At 67.4% G+C, this 24,174-nt stretch carries 22 protein-coding genes; 4 read left to right on the top strand and 18 right to left on the bottom strand.

The annotated features are described in order from the left end of the window. Positions 1-252: ATP-binding cassette domain-containing protein (locus tag ACQKDV_RS09650; RefSeq protein WP_427783541.1), on the bottom strand; the 252-nt coding region annotated here is incomplete at its 3' end. A gap of 180 nt (positions 253-432) precedes the next feature. Between ACQKDV_RS09650 and dbpA the strand changes: the two genes are divergently transcribed. Next, positions 433-1,809 carry an ATP-dependent RNA helicase DbpA gene (gene dbpA / locus ACQKDV_RS09645; RefSeq protein ID WP_427783540.1) on the top strand — a complete coding sequence of 459 codons (1,377 nt, stop codon included), beginning with the start codon at positions 433-435 and terminating at the stop codon, positions 1,807-1,809. A gap of 78 nt (positions 1,810-1,887) precedes the next feature. On the opposite strand, the gene ACQKDV_RS09640 is transcribed toward dbpA, so the two are convergent. After that, positions 1,888-2,427 (bottom strand): adenine phosphoribosyltransferase, encoded by a 540-nt coding sequence (locus ACQKDV_RS09640; RefSeq protein ID WP_427783539.1) that lies wholly within the window; start codon positions 2,425-2,427, stop codon positions 1,888-1,890. Positions 2,428-2,723: 296 nt separating this feature from the next. Here ACQKDV_RS09640 and ACQKDV_RS09635 point away from each other — a divergent pair, with 296 nt between their 5' ends. Both ACQKDV_RS09635 and ACQKDV_RS09630 read left to right on the top strand, forming a co-directional pair. Next, positions 2,724-5,123: a membrane-bound PQQ-dependent dehydrogenase, glucose/quinate/shikimate family gene (locus ACQKDV_RS09635; RefSeq protein ID WP_427783538.1), complete on the top strand. Its 2,400-nt coding sequence runs from the start codon at positions 2,724-2,726 to the stop codon at positions 5,121-5,123. 101 nt (positions 5,124-5,224) lie between these two features. After that, entirely contained in the window at positions 5,225-6,079 is an 855-nt protein-coding gene (locus tag ACQKDV_RS09630; protein ID WP_427783537.1) for an IclR family transcriptional regulator domain-containing protein, read from the top strand. A 76-nt stretch (positions 6,080-6,155) separates the two neighbouring features. Here ACQKDV_RS09630 and pcaC read toward each other — a convergent pair whose 3' ends face one another. From pcaC to ACQKDV_RS09565, 13 genes are all read right to left on the bottom strand, one after another. Continuing rightward, complete coding sequence (gene pcaC, locus ACQKDV_RS09625) at positions 6,156-6,542, bottom strand: 4-carboxymuconolactone decarboxylase (protein WP_427783536.1); 387 nt, start codon at positions 6,540-6,542, stop codon at positions 6,156-6,158. Between the two features lie 23 nt (positions 6,543-6,565). Next, positions 6,566-7,351 carry a 3-oxoadipate enol-lactonase gene (gene pcaD, locus ACQKDV_RS09620; RefSeq protein ID WP_427783535.1) on the bottom strand — a complete coding sequence of 262 codons (786 nt, stop codon included), beginning with the start codon at positions 7,349-7,351 and terminating at the stop codon, positions 6,566-6,568. Between the two features lie 26 nt (positions 7,352-7,377). Next, entirely contained in the window at positions 7,378-8,721 is a 1,344-nt protein-coding gene (locus ACQKDV_RS09615; RefSeq protein ID WP_427783534.1) for a 3-carboxy-cis,cis-muconate cycloisomerase, read from the bottom strand. 89 nt (positions 8,722-8,810) lie between these two features. Beyond that, positions 8,811-9,374: a protocatechuate 3,4-dioxygenase subunit alpha gene (pcaG, locus tag ACQKDV_RS09610; protein ID WP_427783533.1), complete on the bottom strand. Its 564-nt coding sequence runs from the start codon at positions 9,372-9,374 to the stop codon at positions 8,811-8,813. Positions 9,375-9,378: 4 nt separating this feature from the next. Further along, complete coding sequence (gene pcaH / locus ACQKDV_RS09605) at positions 9,379-10,089, bottom strand: protocatechuate 3,4-dioxygenase subunit beta (protein ID WP_427783532.1); 711 nt, start codon at positions 10,087-10,089, stop codon at positions 9,379-9,381. Positions 10,090-10,158: 69 nt separating this feature from the next. Further along, entirely contained in the window at positions 10,159-11,373 is a 1,215-nt protein-coding gene (pcaF, locus tag ACQKDV_RS09600; RefSeq protein ID WP_427783531.1) for a 3-oxoadipyl-CoA thiolase, read from the bottom strand. Position 11,374: 1 nt separating this feature from the next. Continuing rightward, positions 11,375-12,022: a 3-oxoacid CoA-transferase subunit B gene (locus ACQKDV_RS09595; RefSeq protein WP_427783530.1), complete on the bottom strand. Its 648-nt coding sequence runs from the start codon at positions 12,020-12,022 to the stop codon at positions 11,375-11,377. Then, a complete protein-coding gene (locus ACQKDV_RS09590; RefSeq protein WP_427783529.1) occupies positions 12,019-12,699 on the bottom strand; it encodes a 3-oxoacid CoA-transferase subunit A in 681 nt (226 codons plus the stop codon). The genes ACQKDV_RS09595 and ACQKDV_RS09590 overlap by 4 nt, the downstream gene beginning before the upstream one ends. A gap of 171 nt (positions 12,700-12,870) precedes the next feature. Continuing rightward, entirely contained in the window at positions 12,871-14,190 is a 1,320-nt protein-coding gene (locus ACQKDV_RS09585) for an MFS transporter (protein WP_427783528.1), read from the bottom strand. Positions 14,191-14,243: 53 nt separating this feature from the next. Next, positions 14,244-15,095 carry a type I 3-dehydroquinate dehydratase gene (gene aroD / locus ACQKDV_RS09580; RefSeq protein WP_427783527.1) on the bottom strand — a complete coding sequence of 284 codons (852 nt, stop codon included), beginning with the start codon at positions 15,093-15,095 and terminating at the stop codon, positions 14,244-14,246. Positions 15,096-15,130: 35 nt separating this feature from the next. Beyond that, entirely contained in the window at positions 15,131-16,432 is a 1,302-nt protein-coding gene (locus ACQKDV_RS09575; RefSeq protein ID WP_427783526.1) for a carbohydrate porin, read from the bottom strand. A gap of 22 nt (positions 16,433-16,454) precedes the next feature. Beyond that, positions 16,455-17,966 (bottom strand): right-handed parallel beta-helix repeat-containing protein, encoded by a 1,512-nt coding sequence (locus ACQKDV_RS09570; RefSeq protein WP_427783525.1) that lies wholly within the window; start codon positions 17,964-17,966, stop codon positions 16,455-16,457. 726 nt (positions 17,967-18,692) lie between these two features. Then, on the bottom strand, positions 18,693-20,084 hold the full coding sequence (locus tag ACQKDV_RS09565) for a class II 3-deoxy-7-phosphoheptulonate synthase (RefSeq protein ID WP_427783524.1): 1,392 nt from the start codon (positions 20,082-20,084) through the stop codon (positions 18,693-18,695). 217 nt (positions 20,085-20,301) lie between these two features. On the opposite strand from ACQKDV_RS09565, the gene ACQKDV_RS09560 reads away from it, so the two are divergent. Further along, a complete protein-coding gene (locus ACQKDV_RS09560) occupies positions 20,302-22,434 on the top strand; it encodes a TonB-dependent receptor (RefSeq protein ID WP_427783523.1) in 2,133 nt (710 codons plus the stop codon). An 87-nt stretch (positions 22,435-22,521) separates the two neighbouring features. Here the strand turns inward: ACQKDV_RS09560 and ACQKDV_RS09555 are convergent, their stop codons facing one another. From ACQKDV_RS09555 to ACQKDV_RS09545, 3 genes are all read right to left on the bottom strand, one after another. After that, a complete protein-coding gene (locus ACQKDV_RS09555) occupies positions 22,522-23,028 on the bottom strand; it encodes a disulfide bond formation protein B (RefSeq protein WP_427783522.1) in 507 nt (168 codons plus the stop codon). Positions 23,029-23,259: 231 nt separating this feature from the next. Beyond that, positions 23,260-23,643, bottom strand: coding sequence for a 50S ribosomal protein L17 (gene rplQ, locus ACQKDV_RS09550; RefSeq protein ID WP_427783521.1), 384 nt, complete (start codon positions 23,641-23,643; stop codon positions 23,260-23,262). A 191-nt stretch (positions 23,644-23,834) separates the two neighbouring features. Next, a partial coding sequence (locus ACQKDV_RS09545) for a DNA-directed RNA polymerase subunit alpha C-terminal domain-containing protein (RefSeq protein WP_427783520.1) occupies positions 23,835-24,174 on the bottom strand: 340 nt, incomplete at its 5' end.

Genomic DNA, 24,174 nt, shown 5'->3' with positions numbered 1-24,174 from the left:
CAACGGGCTTTCCTGGCGGGCCCGGATCGTGCCCGGGAACGAGGCCGCGCCCTGCACGCCCTGCTGCACGCGGACTTCGCCGTCATCGGGCTTGTGGTCGCCGGACAGCAGCTTGAGCAGGGTGGATTTGCCGGCGCCGTTGCGGCCGATCAGGGCGATGCGTTCGCCCGGCTCGATCGACAGTTCGGCTTTTTCCAGCAACAACGGGCCGCCGACGCTGAAGTCGACGTTCTGCAGAGTAATCAGAGGCATGTGCCCATTGTAGCGGTTGCCGGGCGTCCGCCGGAATCTCGGCGGTAGAGTCGACCGTTGGTCGACTGCTCTTGGATTGGGGGTGCCGCGCCGCACGATAGTCGACCAACGGTCGACTCTACCGCTGCATTCCCCCAGCAGTGGCTGCAACCCGGTCTGGGCACGCAGGTACAATGTGTCATGACTGACTTTTCGACCCTGCCGCTGAGCCCGGCCCTGCAGCCCGGCCTGGACGCCCTCGGCTACACCACTCTTACACCGATCCAGGCGCAGAGCCTGCCGGCGATCCTCGATCGCCGCGATGTGATCGCACAGGCACCGACCGGCAGCGGCAAGACCGCCGCCTTCGGCCTGGGCCTGCTGCAGGCCATCGACCCCAGCCTGATCCGCGTGCAGGCACTGGTGCTGTGCCCCACCCGCGAACTGGCCGACCAGGTCGCCAAGCAGATCCGCAAGCTGGCCACCGGCATCCCCAACCTGAAGCTGCTGCTGCTGGTTGGTGGCGTGCCACTGGGCCCGCAGCTGGCCTCGCTGGAGGGCCATGACCCGCACGTGGTGGTCGGTACCCCCGGCCGCGTGCAGGAACTGGCCCGCAAGCGCGCCCTCAACCTGGGCGCGGTACGCACGCTGGTGCTGGACGAAGCCGACCGCATGCTGGACATGGGCTTCGAGGAGCCCATCCGCGAGATTGCCGGGCGCACCCACAAGGACCGCCAGAGCCTGCTCTTCTCGGCCACCTTCCCGGACAGCATCCGCGAGATCGCCCGCGACCTGCTGCGTGATGCGATGGAAGTGACCGTGGAAGGCGCCGACCAGGCCCCGGCCATCCGCCACCTGTTCTGCGAGGTGGAGCCGGCCCACCGGCAGAAGGCGCTGGCCGGCCTGCTGCTGAAGTACACGCCCGAATCGGCCGTGGTGTTCTGCAACACCCGCAAGGACGTGGACGAGGTGGCCAACTCGCTGCAGCAGTTCGGTTTCTCGGCGCTGGCCCTGCATGGCGACATGGAACAGCGTGACCGCGAGGAGGTTCTGCTGCGCCTGGCCAACCGCAGCTGCAACGTGCTGGTGGCAAGCGATGTGGCCGCGCGCGGCCTGGATGTGGAAGAGCTGGCGGCGGTGATCAACTACGAACTGCCGACCGACGTGGAGAGTTACCAGCACCGCGTGGGCCGTACCGGCCGTGCCGGTGCCAGCGGCCTGGCGATCAGCCTGGTGGCCGGCCGCGAGAAGACCCGTGCCGAGGCGGTGGAGGCCCATCTGGGCCAGCCGCTGGACTGGCAGAAGACGCCGCTGGCGACCTCGCGCCCGGCCGAGCTGCCGCAGGCAGCCATGCGAACCCTGCGCATCGATGGCGGCAAGACCGACAAGCTGCGCCCGGGCGATATCCTCGGCGCACTGACCGGCGATGCCGGCCTGTCGGGCAAGCACATCGGCAAGATCGCGATCTTCCCCACCCGCTCCTACGTGGCCATCGCCCGTGAGCAGGCGCAGAAGGCCGTGGCGAAGCTGGAAGCTGGCAAGATCAAAGGCCGCCGCTTCCGCGTGCGGATGATGTAACGATCACGGTATCGGCCGGGCATGGCCCGGCGCTACCTGCAGGCTGTTGGTAGCGCCGGGCCATGCCCGGCGAAGCAATCAGAACACCAGTTCGGTGTGCAGCGGCAGATCCGCCTCCCAGCGCGCGCGGCCACCCAGGCCGTCCAGCTCGACCAGCACGCCAGCGCCGACCACTTCCACGCCGAGGCGGCGCACCAGCGACAGCGCGGCACCGAGCGTACCGCCGGTGGCCAGCACGTCATCGATGATGGCCACGCGCGCGCCGGCCGGCAGCGCGTCGGCATGCACTTCGATGCAGTCGCTGCGGTATTCCAGCGTGTATTCCTCGCGCAGCACCTTGCCCGGCAGCTTGCCCGGCTTGCGTACCGGCACGAAGCCCACGCCCAGTTCCAGCGCCATGGCCGCGCCCAGGATGAAACCCCGCGATTCGATACCGACGATGGCGTCCAGCTGCTGCCCGCGCCAACGTTCGGCCATGGCCGAGATCGCGCCGCGGAAGTCCTCGCCATGGGCGAGCAGCGGCATGATGTCCTTGAACAGGATGCCCGGCTTCGGGAAATCAGCGATATCGCGCAGGCGCGAGGACCAGGCGGGGACGGCCACGGTGGCGTCGGTCATTGCAGCTACCAGCTTGTATGGCGGCATAGGGTAACCGGTTCGCCCCTGCCCTGCCCGTTCCCGGCACCACCGCGCCGCTGCGTTCCACCCATGGCCGCATGACGTCACGCCAGAATCGCACACCCGTGCGATAATCGATCTAACCGGCCATTCACCCAACCTGCGTCATAAGCAGGTCGGCGCCTGCCCGCCCTCAAGCCCGCAGCTGCCCGGGATGCCGACGGCCCCCGCCACGCCTGGCGCGCGCGGGGCTTCCCCGCCTTCGTGCGGGTTTTTCGCAATGAGGTTCATGCAACGTGGACGAGACGACGAGAGTTCCGGCCCTGTGCCGTGTGCTGGTGGTCCTGCTCGGCATCCTGGTGACCCTGTTCGGCCTGGCTCTGCTGGTCGGCGGTGTTCGCCTGGTACAGCTTGGCGGCAGCTGGTATTTCCTGTTGATGGGCGCGGTGTCGGCGGTGGCCGGCGTGCTGCTGGTGATGCGCCGGCCGAACGGTGCGCTGCTGTACGGCCTGGCCTTTGTGGCCACGCTGGTGTGGGCCCTTCTGGATGCGGGCTGGAATTTCTGGCCACTGGTCTCGCGCCTGGTGATGCCGGCGGTGCTGGCGCTGCTGGTCGCCCTGGCTTGGCCGGTGCTGCGGCGCAGCCACGGCCAGCTGGCAGGTCGCGGCGCCTACGGCGTGGCTGCGCTGCTGCTGGTCGGCCTGCTCGGCACGGCGTTCTCGGCCTTCCAGCCGCGCCCGCTGCAGACGGCGCAGGGCACGCCGCCACCGGTGGTGCCGGTGGCCAAGGGCGCTGAACAGCGCGACTGGATGCACTGGGGCAACACGACCGCAGGCACCCGTTTTGCGGCGCTGGACCAGATCACCCCGGCCAACGTAAAGGAACTGCAGGTTGCCTGGACCGCACGCACCGGCGATGTGCCGGAAAGCAACGGCTTCGGTGCCGAGGACCAGAACACCCCGCTGCAGATCGGCGACACCCTGTACCTGTGCACCCCGCACAATCAAGTGATCGCCATCGACGCCGATTCCGGCAAGCAACGCTGGGCTTTCGATCCCAAGGCCACCGCGCCGAACTGGCAGCGGTGCCGCGGCCTGGGCTATTTCGATGCGGCCTCGGCGCCGACACCCGCGCCGCAGCCGGCCGTTGACGCCGCCAGCACGGGTCCGGCGCTGTGCGAAAAGCGCATCCTGATGACCTCCATCGATGCGCGCCTGTTCGCGCTGGATGCCACGACCGGCGCGCTGTGCCCGGACTTCGGCAGCAATGGCGTGGTCGACCTGAAGGTGGGCATGGGCGAGATCAAGCCCGGCTTCTACACCCTGACCGCCGCGCCGCTGGTGGCCGGCGAGCTGATCGTGGTCGGCGGCCGCGTAGCCGACAACATCGAAGTGGGTGAACCGTCCGGCGTGGTGCGTGCCTACAACGTGCGTACCGGTGCGCTGGCCTGGGTCTGGGACCTGTCGAAGGAAACCCCGGACGTGCCGCTGGATCCGTCGGTCCACTACACGCGCGCCACCCCGAACGTGTGGACCTCGATGGCCTACGACCCGCAGCTGGGCCTGGTCTACCTGCCCACCGGCAATACTACGCCGGACCAGTGGGCCGGCGAGCGCACCCCGCAGGATGACAAGTACAGCTCGGCCGTGGTCGCGCTGGACGTGGCCACCGGCAAGGAGCGCTGGGTCTACCAGACCGTGCACCACGATCTGTGGGACTACGACCTGCCAGCGCAGCCGACCCTGACCGATGTGCCTGACGGCAAGGGCGGCACCCTGCCGGCTCTGCTGCAGGTCACCAAGGCCGGGCAGATCTTCATGCTCAACCGCCAGACCGGCGTGCCGATCAGCGAAGTGCGCAACATTCCCGCGCCGCAGGGCAATGCGCAGGGCGAGCGCTACGCCGCCACCCAGCCGTTGTCGGTGGGCCTGCCGCAGATCGGCGCGGAAACGCTGACCGAATCGGACATGTGGGGTGCGACCCCCATTGACCAGATGCTGTGCCGCATCCAGTTCAAGCAATTCCGCTATGACGGCATGTACACCCCGCCGGGCGAGGATCTGGCACTGCAGTGGCCGGGTTCGCTGGGTGGGATGAACTGGGGCAGCGCGTCGGTCGATCCGACCACCGGCTACCTGTTTGTCAATGACATGCGTCTTGGTCTGTGGACCAAGCTTATTCCGCGTGCGCAGATGACCAGCGGCGCCGGTGGCGTGGAAATGGGCGCGGCGTCCCAGACCGGCACGCCGTACGGCTCGCTGCGCGACCGCTTCCTGTCCAAGCTGGGCATCCCCTGCCAGAAGCCGCCGTTCGGCACGATGTCGGCCATCAACCTGGCCACCCGCCAGCTGGTCTGGCAGGTACCGGTGGGCACGGTGAAGGACACCGGGCCGATGGGCATCAAGATGGGCCTGCCGATTCCGATCGGCATGCCGACCCTGGGCGGTTCGCTGGCCACGCAGTCAGGCCTGCTGTTCTTTGCCGGCACGCAGGACTACTACCTGCGCGCCTACGACAGCCGCACCGGCGAGGAAGTCTGGAAAGCCCGCATGCCGGTCGGCAGCCAGGGCACGCCGATGACCTACGTCTCGCCGAAAACGGGCCGCCAGTACGTGGTGATTTCCGCCGGTGGCGCACGCCAGTCGCCGGACCGTGGCGACTACGTGATCGCCTACGCACTGCCCGAGCGCAAGTGACCCATGCCACGCGGTGCAGCCTGCATGGCTGCGCCGCGTGGCTACCGGTTGCAGGGTCCAGCGCTTACCATGCAAGGTCGAACCTGATGAAAGCTGCTGCCATGCCCGCCGTTCCCCCCAGCCGTCGCCCCAAGCGCCCGCCTGCACCATCGCAGGATGGCGGCCTGGCCCATGAGCTGATGCGGCAGATCCAGGACAACCAGGGCGATCCGGATTTCATGACTTCGCTCGGCCGTGGCCTGGCCGTGCTGAGCGTGTTCTCGCAACACCCGCGAGAAGTGACGATGTCGCAGATCAGCACCGACACCGGCATCTCGCGCGCTGCGGTACGGCGCGTGCTGTATACGCTGGAAAAGCTCGGCTACGTGGGTGAACAGGGCCGTGGCTTCGTGCTGTTGCCACGCGTGCTGGGCATGGGCGGTGCCTATGTCGCATCGTCGTCGATGACGGCGGCTGCGCAGCCGGTGCTGGACGCCCTGCGCGATGACGTGCACGAATCCTGCTCGCTGGGCGTGCTCGACGGCGATGACATCCTGTACGTGGCACGTGCGGAAACCGTGCGCATCATGTCGATCGGCCTGCGCGCGGGCAGCCGCCTGCCGGCCTACTGCACTTCGATGGGCCGCGTGCTGCTGGCGGCACTGCCGCGCGACACCCTGGAAGGCTACCTGGAACGCAATCCGCTGCGCCCGCGCACCGAACGCACCGTTACCCGGATGGATGATTTCCTCGACCTGCTGGAAAAAGTGCGCCGTGATGGCGTGTCCCTGGTCGATCAGGAACTGGAGATCGGCCTGCGCTCGATCGCCGTGCCGGTGCGTTCGCGCAGCGGTGAGGTGGTGGCCGCGCTGAACATCGGTACACAGGCGGGCCGCATCGGCCTGGGCGTAATGCAGACCCAGCTGCTGCCGCGCCTGCGTGAAGCGGCACAGCGGTTGGGTACGTTGTTGAATTGAGGTGCACTGAATCTGGTAGTGCCGGCCGCTGGCCGGCTTCGCCGATGTGCAGGAGGTTGCCGGCCAGCGGCCGGCACTACCGTTCCGAAGCCTGCTCTTCCAGGATCGGCTTGGCCAGTGCGAAGGCGTGGTTGGCCGCCGGCACGCCACAGTAGATGGCCGCCTGCAGCAACACTTCCTTGATTTCTTCCGGCGTGACGCCATTGTTGCGGGCCGCGCGGATGTGCAGCTTGAATTCCTCGTCATGGCCCAGCGCCACCATCATCACGATGGTCAGCAGCGAGCGTGTATGCCGCGGCAGTCCGTCGCGTGTCCACACCGTGCCCCATGCGGTGCGGGTGATGAATTCCTGGAATTCGGTGGTGAAGTCGGTGCACGCCTGCAGCGAGCGTTCCACATGCGCCTCACCGAGCACCTGGCGGCGCACTGCAAGGCCGGCTTCGTAGCGTTCCTGTTCGTCCATCGTCGTAACCCTGTTGAAAGAAGTCAGTGCTGCGCGGAAAGGTGCGCGGACAGTGCGGCAGTGAACGCCTGCGGCGATTCCAGGTTGCAGATGTGCCGCCCGGGAACCGTGGCAAGGTGGCCATGGACAACGCCCTCGGCGATGGCCTGCAGCTCGGCCGGCACGCAGACCGGATCGTCGTCACCGGCAATGGCCAGCAGCGGCACGCCGATGCCGCCCAGCACATCACGGAAATCGGCCATGCCTACGGCGTTGCAGCAGCCTGCATAGCCGGCCACGCGGGTGGCGAGGAAGCGCTGCAGGATGTCCTCCACCTGGCTGGCATGGGTCTGTGCGAAGGCAGCAGTGAACCAGCGCTCGCGGGTGCCGTCCACCAGCGGCAGCAGGCCATCGTGCTGCACCTGGGCGATGCGTGCCTTCCAGCCGTCCAGCGTGCCGATCTTTGCCGCAGTGGCGGCCACGGTGAGTGTGCGCAGGCGATCGCCGGCATGCACGCCCAGCCACTGGCCGGTCAGGCCGCCGATGGAGAGCCCGCAGAAATGGCTGCGCTCGATGCCAAGGTGATCCCACAACGCCAGCACGTCGCCGCCCAGCTCGGCCACGGTGTACAGCCCCGGAGGCGCGCTGGACTGGCCATGGCCGCGACGGTCATAGCGCAGGATGCGGTACTGCGAGGCCAACGCATCCACCTGCGGCTGCCACATGCCCAGATCGGTACCCAGCGAGTTGCAGAAGGTCAGCCACGGGCCATCGGCGCGGCCTTCGGTCTGGTAATGCAGGCGGTGCTGCGGAAGGTCGAGGAAGGGCATGGGGGCTTCAGCGTTGAACTTAGGGATCAGCCGCGCGCGAGCACGCGGTCGATCCAGGTATCGGCCATGCCGCGCCAGCTGTCAGCGGCGAACAGGGCATCCAGTTGTGCGGGCGAAAGCTGCGCGGTGACCTCCGGCATCTGCGCCAGTACGTCGCGCAGGTGCAATGACTGCGCCAGTGCCTGTCTGGCCGCCTGTTCCACCAGCGCATGTGCGGCCGCTTTGCCGATGCGCTCGGCCAGGGTGACCGCAACGGCTTCGGCGTAGAGCAGGCCGCCATGGCTGTCCAGGTGCTGGCGCATGCGCTCGCGGTCCAGCTGCAGGCCCTGTACCACCACGGCCACCTGGGCCAGGCTGCCGGCGCACAGGCGCACGATTTCCGGCACGGTGTCCCACTCGGCATGCCACTGCCCGGCCGCGCGCTCGTGCGGCTGCGGCAGGGCGCTGAACAACGTGGACAGCAGGCCGGGCACGCGCGTTGCGGCGGCAATGGCCGCCACGCAGCCAACCGGGTTGCGCTTGTGCGGCATCGCCGACGAACCGCCCTTGCCCTCGCCTGCCGGCTCGAAGGCTTCGGCCACTTCGGACTGCATCAGCAGCACGATATCGGTGGCGATCTTGCCGAGGCTGCCGGCCAGCAGTGCGAACACGCTGCCGAACTCGGCCATGCGGTCACGCGCGGTGTGCCAGGGCAGCGCCGGCAGCGGCAACTGCAGTTCGGCGGCCAGGGCATCAGCCACGTCCAGCCCGCGCGTCTGCAGCGAGGCCAGCGTACCGGCGGCACCGCCGAACTGCAGCACCAGGGTGTCTTCGGCCAGCGCATCGAGGCGACGCTGGCTGCGCTGCAGGGCATCCAGCCAACCGGCCGCCTTCAACCCGAAGGTCACCGGCACCGCCTGCTGCAGCAGCGTGCGCCCCGGCAGGCCGGTGCCGCGCTCGGCCTCGGCCAGCTGCGCCAGCGCCGTGCACAGCACCTGCAGGCGCGCCTGCACGTGGCTGACCGCCACGCGCAGCTGCAGCACCGCGCCGGTATCGATGATGTCCTGGCTGGTGGCACCCCAATGCACCCAGCGCGCGGCGTCGGCATCTGCTGCCTTGACCTGCGCGGTGAGCGCTTTGACCAGCGGAATGGCCGGGTTGCCGGCCAGTGCCGTGGCCGCCGACAGTGCCGGCACCGCGTACAGATCGGCGCTGCAGGCCGCTTCGATCGGCGCCAGCGCAGCGGCGGGAATCACCCCGCAGTGCACCTGCGCGCGCGCCAGGGCGCGTTCGACTTGCAGCATCGCCTGCAGGCGTGCTTCATCACTGAACACGGCGTCGACGGCAGGGTCGCCGAACAGACCGCCCAGCAGCGTTGGGGAGTGGCTCATCGGTGCAGTCCATCCTGTGTGGTCACAGCTTACCCGCCCCGCTGCACGCGGGCGTGGCGTGGCCGGAAGGCGCGTTGGCCGCGCCGCGATCAGTACGCGAAGAACACCGTCTCGTCCGGGCCCTGCATGTGTACGTCCCACTGGTAGAGGCCCTTGCCCTGCGCCTGTGCCAACAGCGTATGGCGACGCTCGGCGGGGACCAGCGCGAGGATCCCGTCCTCGCCGTTGCTGGCTTCATCGCTGAAGTAGATGCGGCCACGGGCGGCCTGCAGCAGGCCACGCATGAACACCAGTACCACCAGATGCGGTGCCTGTGGCTCGCCACGCAGGCCCGGCACGCGGCCGGGCTTCACGGTGGTGAACGCGAAGCGGCCCTGGTCGTCGGTGGGCACGCGGCCCCAGCCGTCGAACGCCGGGTAATGGTCATCACGGCGCGGGTCTTCGCTGTGGGCATAGATGCCTTGCGCGTCGGCCTGCCAGATTTCCAGCACGGCATCGGACACCGGCACGCCATTGCCATCGAATACCTGGCCCAGCACTTCCACGCGCTCGCCCTGCGCGGTGGCGGGGGCGATTTCGGTGCGATACAGCGGTTCCAGGCCCAGGCGATAGTACGGGCCCACGGTCTGCCACGGAGTGGATTGGAAACTCATGGTTTTACTCCCAGACGGTCATCTTGCGACCGCGCAGCACGATGTCGAAGCGGTAGCCGAGCGCGAATTCGTTGACGGTGTTTTCCCAGTCGAACGAGGACACCATGCGCTCGCGCGCTTTGGCGTCATCCACGCAGTTGTAGATGGGATCGAATGCCAGCAGCGGATCATTGGGAAAATACATCTGCGTGACCAGGCGCTGGCCGATGCCATCACCATGCAGCGAGAAGTGGATGTGCGCCGGGCGCCACGCGTTGTAGTGGTTGCGCCACGGGTAGGCGCCCGGCTTGATGGTGGTGAAGCGGTAGCGGCCTTCGCTGTCGGTCAGCACCTGGCCGGTGCCCTTGAAGTTGGGATCCAGCGGCGCGTCATGCTGGTCGCCCTTGTGCAGGTAGCGGCCGGCGGCGTTGCACTGCCAGACCTCGACCACGGTGTTGCGCACCGGGCGGCCATTCTCGTCCAGCACGCGGCCACTGACAATGATGCGCTCGCCCTGCGGCTGGCCAGGGAAACCGGCGGTCAGGTCGGCGGCATGCTCACCCAGGGTGAGGCGGTTGATGGCCGGGCCGGTCACTTCCGAGAGCGTCACCGGGATCGCAATCGGATCGGTGCCCGGTCCGCGTGTCGCGGTGGAGGCATACGGCAGGTGGATGCGCGGCGGCTGGCTGCCGGGGTACGGCTTGCGGTAGCCGCGCAGTTCGGTGGGATCGCTCATGACGTACTCCTGTTGGCGAGCGGCCCGTGGGCCGCAGCTGTCTTGCAGATCATGGATTGGGAGAAAGGCTTACACGCGCTCGATGGCCAGGGCCACACCCTGCCCGACGCCGATGCACATCGTGGCCAGACCACGGCGGCCATCACTGGCTTCCAGCTGGCGCAGCAGGGTCAGCGCCAGGCGTGCACCGCTCATGCCCAGCGGATGGCCCAGGGCGATGGCACCGCCGTTGGGGTTCACGTGCGCTGCATCGTCGGCCAGGCCGAGCTGGCGCATGCAGGCCAGGCCCTGCGAGGCGAAGGCCTCGTTCAGTTCAATGGCATCGAAATCAGTGATGGTCAGGCCCAACCGTGCCATCAGCTTCTGGCTGGCCGGCACCGGGCCCATGCCCATGATGGCAGGTTCGACGCCGGCGCTGGCAAAACCGAGGATGCGTGCACGCGGGGTCAGGCCCAAAGCCTTCACCTGCGTACCGGAGGCCAGCAGCAGTGCGGCGGCGCCATCGTTGATGCCCGAAGCGTTGCCGGCGGTGACCGTACCTGGCTGGCGGAACAGCGGCTTCAGCTTGGCCAGTGCCTCGGCGGTGGTATCGCCGCGCGGGTGTTCATCGCGGTCGACGGTGACGACCTCGCCGCGCTTGCGGCCCGGCACGTCCACCGCCACGATTTCGCCATCGAAGAAGCCGCGTGCCTGCGCAGCGGCCGTGCGCTGCTGGCTGCGCAGGGCGAACGCATCCTGGTCCTCGCGGCTGATGGCGTAGCGCTCGGCCACGTTCTCGGCGGTCTGGCCCATGGTCTCCACGCCATGCAGTTCGCGCAGGCGCGGGTTGATGAAGCGCCAGCCCATGGTGGTGTCTTCAATCTGCTGGTCACGGGCGAACGGCGAGGTCGCCTTGCCCATCACGAACGGCGCGCGCGACATCGATTCAACGCCGCCGGCGATGGCCAGGCCCAGCTCGCCCGCCGCAATGCCGCGGGCCACGGTGCCGATCGCATCCAGGCCCGAACCACACAGGCGGTTGATCGTGCTGCCCGGCACGGTTACCGGCAACCCGGCCAGCAGCAGGCTCATGCGGGCGACGTTACGGTTGTCTTCGCCGGCCTGGTTGGCGCAGCCCAGGTAGACATCCTCGATCAGGGCCGGATCCAGCTGCGGGTGCCGCGCCAGCAGTGCCTTCAGCGGAATCGCGCCGAGGTCGTCGGCGCGCACGCCGGACAGTGCACCGCCGTAGCGGCCGATCGGGGTGCGGATGCCATCAACGATGTAGGTCACGTGCAGGCCCATCTCAGACTCCTTCGGCCAGTGCCAGCGGCAGGCCGGTCAGTTCACGCAGTTGTTCAATGTCCATGCCCTCGACCATTTCCAGCACCGTCGCGCCGTCGGCGCCGAGGTCGAACACCGCTACATCGGTATAGACGCGCGAGACGCAGCGCAGGCCGGTCAGCGGGTAGCTGCAGTCGGCCACCAGCTTGCTCTCACCCTTCTTGGTGAACAGGTCCATCATCACGAAGACCTGCTTGGCACCGATGGCCAGGTCCATCGCACCACCCACGGCGGGAATCGCGTCGGCGGCGCCGGTACTCCAGTTGGCCAGATCGCCGTGCACGGACACCTGGAAGGCGCCCAGCACGCAGATGTCGAGGTGGCCGCCGCGCATCATCGCGAACGAATCGGCGTGGTGGAAGTAACACCCACCGGTGAGCAGGGTGACCGGCTGCTTGCCGGCGTTGATCAGGTCCGGGTCTTCCTGCCCAGGGGCCGGCGCCGGGCCCATGCCGAGCAGGCCGTTTTCCGACTGCAGGAAGATCTCCTTGTCGGCCGGCAGGAAGTTGGCCACCGTGGTGGGCAGGCCGATGCCCAGGTTGACGTAGGCCCCTTCGGGAATATCGCGCGCCACGCGCGCGGCCATCTGTTCGCGGCTGAGCTTGTTCATGCCTGCACTCCCCCTGCGGCCACCGGCACCACGCGCTGCACGAAAATACCGGGGGTCACCACGGCCTCCGGGTCCAGCTCGCCCAGTGCCACGACCTCACGCACCTGCACGATGGCGCAGCGTGCGGCCATCGCCATCAGCGGACCGAAGTTGCGCGCGGTCCTGCGGTACACCAGATTGCCCCAGCGGTCGCCACGGTCGGCCTTGATCAGCGCGAAGTCGGCATGCAGCGGGTACTCGAGTACGTAGTGTCGGCCATCGATCTCGCGCGTTTCCTTGCCCTTGGCCAGCTCGGTGCCGTAGCCGGTAGGGGTGAAGATCGCACCCAGGCCGGAACCGGCCGCATGGATGCGCGCGGCGAGGTTGCCCTGCGGTACCAGCTCCAGCTCGATCTCGCCGGCGCGGTAGGCCGCATCGAAGTGCTGCGAATCGGCCTGCCGCGGGAACGAGCAGACGATGCGGCGCACGCGCTTGTGCTTGATCAGTGCGGCCAGGCCGGTATCACCATTGCCGGCGTTGTTGTTGATGATGGTCAGCTCGCGCGCGCCCTGTTCGATGAGCGCATCGATCAGCTCATCGGGCATGCCGGCGGTACCAAAGCCGCCGATCATCACGGTGGCGCCATCGTGGATATCGGCCACCGCTGCTTGCACGCTGGCCACGGTCTTGTCGATCACTGCATTGCTCCTTGCCCTGCCTGCCGGCGGTCATCGCCGCCACGCTGCAGGGCCACTGCGAAGGGAAAAGCTGACCCGGCCATGGTCGCCATGCCAACCGGCCCAGTCAATGCGATATTCGGCCACATGATTCGATAATCGAACATTGAGTGATATGCACCGATCGTCGGTTCAACGCCGGTTCTGGCCTACGCCCACGCGCAGGCCCAGGCATGCCCACGCCGCCAGCACCAGCGGCAGCGCACACAGCACATACAGCGCCGACGGCTGCCAGTGGCCATCCACCAGCACACCCACGGTGAGCGGCGAAAGGATCGCGCCGACGCGGCCGATGCCGATGGCCCAGCCCAGGCCGGTGGTACGCACCTGCGCGGCAAACACTACCGGTGCCGCCGCGTACAGGCCGGCCATCGCTGCGAACAGCGCCGCACCGATCACGAAGGCCAGCGGGAACGCCACAGTCAACTGCGTATTGAACGCTGCGAAGCCCAGCATCGACACCATGGCCAGCAGCAGCGCGCCAGCGGTCAGCTTCGACAGCGACCAGCGCGATGCCAACCAGCCGAACAGGCTGCCGCCGACGATGCCGCCCAGGTTCAGCAGCACGCCACCGGTGATGCCCTGCTGCGCCGACACGCCGGCCGAGACCAGCAGCTTCGGCGTCCAGCTCAGTACGAAGTAGAAGGCAAACATGTGCAGGAAGAAGGCCAGCGCGATCAGCAGCGCGACGCGACGCAGGTCGCCTACGAACAGCGCCGCATAGCCCTGCCGCTGGCCATCGCGCACCGGTGCCGGCGGCAGCGCCTGCAACTGCGGCACGCGCATGCGCGCAAGCAGCACATTCAAGCGCGGCAATGCATTGGCCGGGCGGCGCGCCACCAGGAAATCCAGCGATTCCGGCAGGCACTTCAGCACCAGCGGAATGCACAGCAGCGATGCCGCTGCGCCAACCAGGAACACGCTGTGCCAGGACCAGTGTTCCAGCATCCATGCCGCCAGCAGGCCGCCGGCGGTGGCGCCGATCGGATAGCCGGTGGCCTGCAGCGCGACCGCCGTGCTGCGCCACTTGGCATTGGCGTACTCGGCCGTGATCACGCCCACCCCGGCCAGCATGCCGCCGATGCCGATGCCGGTGTACACGCGCAGCGCGCCCAGTTGCCACGCGTTGGCGGCCAGCGCCGACAGCGCCATGCCGCTGGTCAGGATCAGCAGGCAGCAGACGATCATCGGCCGCCGGCCCCAGCGGTCGGCCAGCGGCGCCAGCAGGAACGAGCCGAGTGCCATGCCGACCAGGCCGGCACTGAGCATCAGCCCCAGCACCTTGCCGGACAACTGCCAGTCGGCCGACACGTGCGGCGCAGTGAAGGCCATGACCATCACATCGAAACCATCGAGCATGTTCAACAGCACGCAGATGGCGATGGCGGTCCACTGGAAGGGACTCATCCGTTCAAGGACAAGCGGCGGTGCAGCGGCGGAAGCGTGGCTCATGGTGCGGTTTCCTGCGACAGCGTGATGCGGTGGAACGTCCGGCGTGTGAGGTCTCAGCGACCGGCCTGGCTGGATGCGTGGATGACCTGCAGGACGTCCTGCAGGCGATCAACCTCGACCTGGCCCGGCGCCGAGGCGGTGCCGATCATGCCGAAGGTCAGGGCCTGGCCGAAGGTTTCACCGGCCAGACGCGAAACCACGCCGGTACCGCCCATCGACATCGTCAGCAGCGGCTTGTCGCTCTGCTGTCGCACCTGCCAGGTGGCATCGAGCAGGGCCAGCACATCACCGGCATCGCGCGGCATCACGGCAATCTTCAGCACGTCCGCGCCCAGTTCCTGCTGCTTCAGCAGGCGCGCGACGATCTCTTCGCGCGGCGGCGTGGCGTGGAAGTCATGGTTGGACATCACCACCTTCACCCCGGCCTTGTGCGCCTGCGCTACCAGCGCCTGCACCACCTTCGGGTCGCGGAACATCTCCACGTCGATCAGCTGAGCGACGCCGCCGCGCAGCAGTGTGGCGTAGAGCGCGCCGTAGTCGGCATCGCTGATCGGCTTGGCGCCGCCTTCGGCCTTGGTGCGGAAGGTGACGATGACCGGCTTGCCGCCCAGCGTCGCCTGGATGCGCTTGCCCAGCGCGACCAGCGCCTTGCCATCGGTGGCGATGTCCAGGTAGTCGATGCGCCACTCGGCGATGTCGGTAGCCTTGCTGGCCGCGATGGCTGAGGCCTGCTGCAGGGCGACCTCAGCCGTGGCACCGGTGATCGGCACGATGGTGCGGGGGCTGCCCTCGCCGATGCGCAGCTGGCCGACCTGGAGCACCGCCGGCGGCGGTGCGGCCAGGGCCAGCAGGGGGGAGGCGCTGAGCGCACCGGCGAGGACAACGGACGCAAACGGGAATTTCATGGCAGTCACCAGAGCATGGAGGGAGCGCGCGGCCATCAGAAGGTCACCTTGGCCTGGACACCCACCGCCCAGGCGTTGTCGGTACCGCTGTAATTGAATGTGCCCGGGTTGATGATGTACTGCACGTCCGGGCGGATCATCAGCCACGGGTTCACCTGGACGCTGTAGGACAGTTCGAACAGCTCCTCGGCTTGGCTGAGGTTGTACAGCGGCGAATCGGTGGGCACGCCCCCGGCCATCAGCGTGGCCCGGCGCGCATCGACCAGACGGTCGTTGATGTCGGCGCCCACGTAGCCCAGCGCGATGCTGTCCTGCGCGCGCGAGCCGATGCCCTGGTAGACGCCGCCCAGCGCATACCAGCGCTTGATCTGAGCGGTATCGGTGTCGGACACCATGTACTGCGCGAACGCGGTCAGGCCGCGGCTCGGGTCGGCCGACTCCTGGGTCAGGCGCTGCTCGGCCAGCACATAGGCGCCGTGGCGGCCGGTGGTCGGCGAGGTATCCAGGCCGCGCTTGTCCACGCGCGAGGTGTCGTAGTACCCGCCAAACTTGTAGACGCCGGCATGGCGGCTGCCCTTGGCCGGGGTCCAGGTCACTTCCACCGGGAACAGCGAACCGGTGGTGCCCGACACGAACGGACGGAACGCGTTGCGCTCGATGTTGCCGCCGAGGTTCGGATTGACCTGGAACCAGCCGGTACGCACGTTCACCGCCGGGGTGATCTGCTGGGCGAACTCGCCGCCCCAGCGTGCCATCGGGTAGTTGTACCAGCCGCTGTTGCCGGACATGGCCAGCGGGTGCGCGCAGAACGCGGCGTTGACGAAGTGGGTCAGCAGGCTGTGCAGGCCGAACTGGTTGCCCATCGCGTAGTAACCCAGCTTGTAATACGACTGCCCTGCGTTGAAGGTCTGGTCGTAGCTCAGTTCGGTCAGGCGCGTGTACTGGCCGCCGTACGCTTCCTGGATCGGGAAGCGGTTGCCGACGAAGTCCACCGAGGTACTGCGGCCGCGACGGTCGTTGAGGGTGAAGTGGAAGGCACCGCCGTCCCAGCCGGCCAGCTTGCCCATGTCCAGGTCCATGCCCACGCGCACCTGCTGCGCGTAGCGCGCACCGGTTTCGCCGTAGCCGCCATCGACCACGCCCATGGCCTCGCCAACGTAATCACCGCGGAAGGCGATGCCACGCTCGAACAGATCCGTGCGGGTACCGCCCCAGTCACCGGTCAGGGTCTTGCCCTCATAGCGGTTGCTGGATTGCGCATGGGCCATCGTCGGCAGCAACGTGGCGGCAAGGATGGCCAGAGGGAGGCCCAGGGAATGGGGTTTCGCAGGATTCATGATTTCAGTCTCGTGGAGGTGATCAGCGCAGCGAAAGCGGCGCACTCAGGGGGGAGGTGGCGCCCTGCGCCGAGGTGACCGTGGCGGTCAGGCTGCCGGCAGCGGCAGCATCGGCCCCGGCACCGAGCGGGAAGGTGAAGCTGCCCTGCCCCTGCGCATCGGTGCGGGCTTCGACGCTGCCCAGCACCAGCTCAGCTTCGCTGCCGCTGGCGGCGCGGTTGCCGAACACCTCCACCTGATAGCGGCTGTCAGGCACGCCCTGGAAACGGCCGCTGAGCTGGCGCTGCGCGCCCTTGCCCTGCACGGCGGTCAGCTGCGGCGCTGCCTGGCCCAGGTTCGGCAGCGGCTGGCAGTCGGCCTGGCCGGCGGCGGTGCAGATGCGCGCACGCTTGGAGGGATCGTTATCGACGCCGCGGCCGCGCGAGCCGACAAAACTGGCGTGTTCCAGGCCTGGCACACCGAACACGATGGCACCACGCGGCTGGCCCTTCGCGCAGGCGCCACCGGCTTCGCAGCGCTCGATCGGCAGGCCGTTGCCGTAGATGCGGTTGGCGGTGAAGCGGTTGGGCGCGCTGACCGGCTGCGGGCGCACACCGATGCCGATGCCATTGCCGGTGATGGTGTTGCCATCGACGACGTTGCCGCTGCCGGTGATGCTCAGGCCCAGCGAGTTTCCGGTGAACGTGTTGGCGGCGATGTAGTTGCGGTTGCCCCAGTTGATCTGCAGGCCATCGGAGTAATCAACGAAACGGTTGTGGACCACGCTGTTGTCATTGCCCCACAGGATCTCGATGCCCTGCGAGGGCTCGGGATTGGCGCGGGTGGACTGGAACAGGTTGTCGGCCACCAGGTTCCAGGCCGCGCCACGGGTCAACTCCAGGCCATCGCCGTTGTCGAGGAAGGCATTGCGCACGATGCGGTTGTGCACGGTGGTGGTGGCGGTGGACTGGCCTTTGCCGTCGTCGCCGGTGAGCATGATGCCGGCACCGCCCTTGTTGGCGACGATGCGGTTGTCATGGATCTCGTTGTGGCTGGCGCGGTTGACCAGCACGCCGATGCAGAAGTTGCGGATCTCCAGCCCGGCCAGTTCCACGCCCTGGGTATCGCGCAGGACCAGCCCCGGCAGCGTGGTGGTGCGAACGTTGGTGCCGGACTGGCCAGGCTCGGCACCCGGGCAGGCATCGGTGCCGGTGCCGCTGACGTAGGCCGAGCCATCGATGGCGATGTACTGGCCATCGCGCGCCCAAGCGGTGCCGATGATCTGCACCGGCCCCTTGATCTCCGGCAGCGGCGAAGCCGGTTTGATTACGTAGGGCGCAGCGCCGACGGCATTGATTTCGATGCGATAGCGGCCCGGCGCCGCGTTGGCGGTGGTGATCGCCCAGCGCAGCGAGCCGGCATTGGCGTCATCGGCGTAGCGGTCCACGTGCAGGACCTGCAGGGTCTCGCGCGGCGGTTCGGCCTGGTAGGCCAGCGCCAGCGACGGCAGCACGGCAAGCAGGGACAGGGAAACAACGGACAGACGACGGCGCATGCGATCACTCCGCACAGAGGAAGGAAAATCCTGCGGTCTTCCCCTGCACCTGGCTTCAGCACCGGACCGGCTGCTGCCCTCGCCCCGCCAGGGGTGGATCGCTTGGACTGCTATGAAACTGCGGAAGTGAAATTAGGTTTATCGCACTGCACCATTCAAGTGCGGTAATCGACTGTGCGTGCGAATATCGCACTTAATGGGTAATACCATGGTTGTAGGGGGGTGTCGGCAGGGCTGCCCCCCCTGCATCTGCTACGAGCAACGTCAACGTCAAGATCAAAGGCCGCATTCCGTGGGATGGCGGGGCACTCGGCTGTTGGTAGGTGTCGACCTTGGTCGACACATCTGTCAGATATCGAATGAATTCATCCACGCATGGCGTGGATCTACCGTGTCGACCAAGGTCGACACCTACCGGAGCGCAGTAGATCCACGCCATGCGTGGATGAAATCTCTCAGGCATCGCTATCTGACCCCGTGCCGACCAACGGTCGGCACCCACCATCAGCAGCAAGTTCCAACAGACCGCAGAAGACTGTCGAAGGCGGGGCGGTGTCGGATTGCGGGGTGTCCGCGGCATGGATGCCGCGGCCAAGCCTACAAGGACGTACTTGCGGCGTCCCCGCAATCCGACACCGCCCCGCCATCCCACGGAATGCCCGCTCTGGCTTTGGCCGTTGCCGTTGCATTGAGCAGGTGCAGGCCTGCAAGCCCTGCAGAAAAAACCTACCGCGCCTGCTCCTGCTTGCGCACGATCGCCATCGCAATCTCCAGCGACTGCTCGTAGTTCAACCGCGGGTCCACCGTCGAACGGTACGCACGCTCCAGGTCACGCTCGGTCAACTCGCGCGCACCGCCGGTGCATTCGGTCACGTCCTCGCCGGTCAGCTCCAGATGCACGCCCCCCAGGCGCGTGCCCGCCGCCGCATGCAGATCGAAGGACATCTCCACCTCGCTTCGCACGTTGTCGAAGCGGCGCGTCTTGAAACCATTGGTCGTGCTCTCGGTGTTGCCATGCATCGCATCGCACACCCACAGCACGCGGCGGCCATCGCGCTTCACCGCATCCAGCAGCGGTGGCAGCTTCTCGGCAATCTGCGCAGCCCCCATGCGATGGATGAAGCTCAGGCGGCCCGGCTCGTCGTCCGGGTTCAGCACGTCGATCAGACGCAGCAGCTGGTCCGGCTGCACCGACGGCCCCACCTTGATGGCGATCGGATTGCGCACGCCACGCAGGTATTCCACGTGTGCGCCATCAAGGGCCGCAGTACGCATGCCGATCCACGGGTAATGCGTGCTCAGGTTCAGCCACCCCTGCTGGCGCGGCACCTGGCGGGTCAGCGCCTGCTCGTAGGGCAGCAGCAGCGCTTCGTGCGAGGTGTAGAAATCGATGCGGTTGAGGTTGTGCACACGGGCCCCGGCCAGGGTTTCCATGAAGTGCACGGCGTCGCCGATGGACGCCACCATCTTCTGGTACTCGGCGGCCAGCGGCGAGTGGCTCACCCACTCCAGGTTCCAGTATTCGGGGTGGTGCAGGTCAGCGAAGCCACCATCGATCAGTGCCCGCACGAAGTTCATCGTCATCGCCGAATGGGCGTGGGCCTGCAGCATCCGCTTCGGGTCCGGCAAGCGCGCCGCTTCGGTGAAGGCAGGCGCATTGATCACGTCGCCGCGGTAACTGGGCAGGGTCACACCGTCGCGGGTCTCGGTGTCGGCCGAACGCGGCTTGGCGTACTGCCCCGCGAAGCGGCCCACGCGGATCACCGGCTGGCGCAGGCCGTGCACCAACACCAGGCTCATCTGCAGCAGCACCTTGAGCCGGTTGGAAATCGTGCCCGATTCGCAGTCGCTGAAGTTCTCCGCACAGTCACCGCCCTGCAGCAGGAAACACTTGCCCTCCTGCGCGTGGGCCAACTGCCGCTTCAGCGCCAGGATTTCCCAGGACGTCACCAGCGGCGGCAGCCGCTTCAGCTCATGCAGGGCCGCATCCAGCGCCATCGGATCGGGATAGGTCGGCATCTGCAGCGCGGTCTTGCCACGCCAGCTCTCCGGCGACCAGCCAGCGCCAGCAGTGGTCGCAGCGGGATCGGAGACGGGCGGAACGGCGGACAGGCTCATTGCAGGATTCCGGAGGGGGGGCGGTCATGGTCGCAGAGCCGGCCGCTGCCGCAAAGGCCCGGGCCTGTTCTGCACATCACTGAACACCGGGGAAAGGGCAACGCGATCGGCCACAAACCGCATGACCACAGCCGTGCGGACAGGCGCATGATGCGCCACGCAGTGTTACGAAGTAACAAACCCTTCCCCGACCAGCCCCTTCCATAGCCCATTCGCCATGAAGCTCTCCCTGCTCGCTACCGGCATCACCTTCGCCCTGGCCCTGGCCAGTCTGCCCTCCCTCGCCCTGGCCGCCGATGCCACCAACGACGCGGCGCCGGTCAAGGACCTCGACATGGTCACCGTCAGCGCCCAGCTCGACCAGGCGCGCAACGCGCTGTCGCCCGACATCGGCAGCAGCCAGTACCAGATCACCGCCGAGGACATCCAGAAGCAGCCGCTGGGCGCCTCCGCGCCGCTGAGCCAGGTGCTGCTGCAGGCCCCCGGCGTAGTCCAGGATTCCTACGGCGGCGTGCACGTACGCGGCGACCACGCCAACCTGCAGTACCGCATCAATGGCGTCCTGCTGCCCGAGTCGATCTCCGGTTTCGGCCAGACCCTGGACGCGCGCACCATCAAGAGCATCCGCCTGATGGACGGGGCGCTGCCGGCACAGTTCGGCGAGCGCACCGCAGCGGTGGTCGACATCACCACGCGCAGCGGCGCCGAGCTGGGCAATGGCGGCAGTGCCGGCATCACCGCCGGCTCGTTCGGCAAGGTCAACCCGAACGCCTCGTGGTGGGGCTCGCAGGGGCGCTGGAGCTGGTTCCTGACCGGCAACTACGATCAGAACGAGGTCGGCCTCGAGAACCCGACCGCCTCACGCAGGCCCGAACATGACGACACCCACCAGGGCAAAGCCTTCGCTGACCTCACCTACCTGGTCAACGACAGCACCCGCCTGAGCGTCTTTGCGGGCTTCGCGAACAACCGCTTCCAGATTCCGGTCAACCCTGGCCAGACCCCGCAGTTCGGCTATCTGGACACCACCACCTTCGATTCCAGCCAGCTGGATGAAACCCAGCGCGAGACCACCCGCTTCGGCATGCTGGTGCTGCAGGGCACGCTGGGCCAGACCGCCTACCAGGTCTCGGCCGGGCAGCGTTACAGCGATGCCGGCTTCAAACCCGACGTGGTGGGTGATCTGGTGTTCAGTGGCGTCGCCTCGCAGGTCCAGCGCAGCAACCGCGCCAACACCCTGCAGGCGGATTTCTCCACGCCGCTGGGCGACAACCACACCCTGCGCTACGGGGTGTACGGCAACCAGGAACGCGCCCGCGCCAGCAGCAACAGCTGGGTGTTCCCGGTCGACGGCGATGGCGCGCAGGCCAGCACCACGCCCCTGCAGATCGCCGACAGCAGCGCGTTCAAGGCCACCACGATGGCCGTCTACATGCAGGACGAATGGAGGATCGGCGACGACTGGACGTTCAACTACGGTCTGCGCGGCGACCGCTACAAGGCCTTCGGCCAGACCGAAGGCCAACTCAGCCCGCGCCTGGGCGTGGTCTGGAACGCCAGCGCCAGCACCACCGTGCATGCCGGTTACTCACGCTACTTCACTCCGCCGGCCAGCGAGCTGATCGCCACCAGCGACATCAGCCTGTACGACGGCACCACCAATGCGCAGCCCTCCGGCGGCAGCAACACCCCGCTGGCCGAGCGCAGCGACTACTACGACGTTGGCGTGTCCCAGCAGGTGGGCGAGCACCTGACCCTCGGCCTGGATGCGTACGACCGCCGCGTTTCACGCCTGCAGGACGAAGGCCAGTTCGGTGCCGCCTACATCTATTCGACGTTCAACTACCGTCGCGGCCACATCCGCGGCCTGGAATTCAGCGCCGACTACCGCAACGGGGACTTCAGTGCCTATCTCAATGCAGCCCTGAACAAGGCCATCGGCACCGACGTCATCACCAGCCAGTACAACCTCGATCCCGATGCCCTGGCCTACGCGGCAGACCACTGGATCCACCTGGACCACGACCAGAAGCTGACCTCGTCGGGCGGCGTCAGCTACGCCTTCGCTGGTCACAACCGCATCGGTGCGAACTATGTATTCGGCAGCGGGCTGCGCTCGGATACCGATACCGTGCCCAATGGCGGCGAGCTGCCGTCCTACCTGCAGGTCAACCTCAGCGCCGGCCACGACTTCAACGCCGACAGCGGCCACCCGCTGCATGTGCAGGTGGCGCTGATCAACGCACTGGATCGCAGCTACCAACTGCGCGATGGCGGCGGCGTCGGCGTCTTCGCCCCGCAGTGGGGCCCGCGTCGCGGTGCCTACCTGAGCCTGCAGCAGGACTTCTGAGGTAGTGTCGGCCGCTGGCCGGCAGTCTCACAGCATGCCGGCCAGCGGCCGGCACTACCAGAGCGGCCACGCAGTGCGTGGCTGCTTTCAGCGCTTGACCTTGCGCAGCGACACCACCAGCGCCCACAGCGCCAGCAGGACGAACCACACGCCCGACCACATCGGCATGGTCAGGCCCAGGAAGGTCCAATCGATGTTGCCGCAGTTGCCGGTGCCGGTCAGCACGGTACGGAACACTTCCAGCGGCCCCATGGTCTCGCTCAGGAAAGACAGCGGCGGGCCACAGGTGGAACCCATTTCCGGCGGCAGCATCTGTACGTATACATGGCGTGCGGCGATGCCGAAGCCGACAGCAGCGGCGATGAAGGCGAGGATGCCGTAGGTCGCACGGCCCGGGCGGTTGGACGGCCCATGCAGTGCGCCGATCAGGAACAGCAGGCCCAGCGCAGCAAATGCCAGCCGCTGGAAGATGCACAGGGGACAGGGCTCCAGGCCCATCTTCAACTGCAGGAAGATGGCGAAGCCCAGCAGGCCCGCGCAGATCAGGAAACCCAGCAGGAACTGGGCGCGGAAGGGCCAGCGCAATGGATTCATCGGGAACGCTCGAACGGATCAGGCGCCAAGCGTAACCGACCGCGCGCCCCGTTCGAACCACCACACGGTACGCCTGTCGGAACGGTGTGGGTCGCATTGTGCCGCAGGTAGCGCCGGGCCATGCCCGGCGGGCGTAGCGGATACGGAAACGCCGGGCATGGCCCGGCGCTACCAGAACGCAAAAGCCCGGCAGAGACCGGGCTTTCGCTGTGTCGCGTTGGAGCGGTCCGATTACTCGGCCACTTCCTCGGCCACGGCCGGACGGTCAACCAGCTCGACGTAGGCCATCGGAGCGTTGTCGCCGGCGCGGAAGCCACACTTCAGCAGACGCAGGTAGCCACCCGGACGGTTCGCGTAGCGCGGGCCAAGGATGGAGAACAGGTTGCCCACGGCTTCGTTGTCGCGCAGACGGGCGAAAGCCAGACGGCGGTTGGCGACGGAGTCGACCTTGGCCAGGGTGATCAGCGGCTCGGCAACGCGGCGCAGTTCCTTGGCCTTCGGCAGGGTGGTCTTGATCAGCTCGTGCTTGAACAGCGACGCGGCCATGTTCTTGAACATCGCTTCGCGGTGGGCGCTGGTACGGCTGAACTTACGGCCAGACTTCTGGTGACGCATGGTGATATTCCTTCGTTAATGATGAGGCTGTGCGGATCGTTGTCGCCATCCTGGCGTTACTGCGCGGACTGCGGTTGGTCCTGGCCGCCCATCCTGGACGACCTGCCCGCGAACCTGTGGTTCGTCGCGGCATTGTTGTGTTGCGTTGAAGGCTCCACCGCGAACGGTGGAGCCTCCAGGCGTTACCGATATCAGCCCAGCATGCCGTGGCTGGCGACGCCGGCCGGCGGCCAGTTCTCCAGCTTCATGCCGAGGGACAGGCCGCGCTGAGCCAGCACTTCCTTGATCTCGGTGAGCGACTTCTTGCCCAGGTTCGGGGTCTTCAGCAGCTCCACTTCGGTCTTCTGGATCAGATCGCCGATGTAGTAGATGCTTTCAGCCTTCAGGCAGTTGGCCGAACGCACAGTCAGCTCCAGATCGTCGATCGGGCGCAGCAGCACCGGATCGACGCCGTTGTTGGCCGGCTTGGCCGCACCGATATCGCTGCTGTGCCTGCTGCAGTTCCGCACTCGATTCGGACAACGCCGTGCG

This window comes from Stenotrophomonas sp. NPDC077659, assembly GCF_050268705.1.
In the GTDB taxonomy this organism is placed as follows: Bacteria; Pseudomonadota; Gammaproteobacteria; order Xanthomonadales; family Xanthomonadaceae; genus Stenotrophomonas.
The sequence above is the reverse complement of the archived record's forward strand: the minus strand, read 5'-3'. Positions and strand labels throughout refer to the sequence as shown.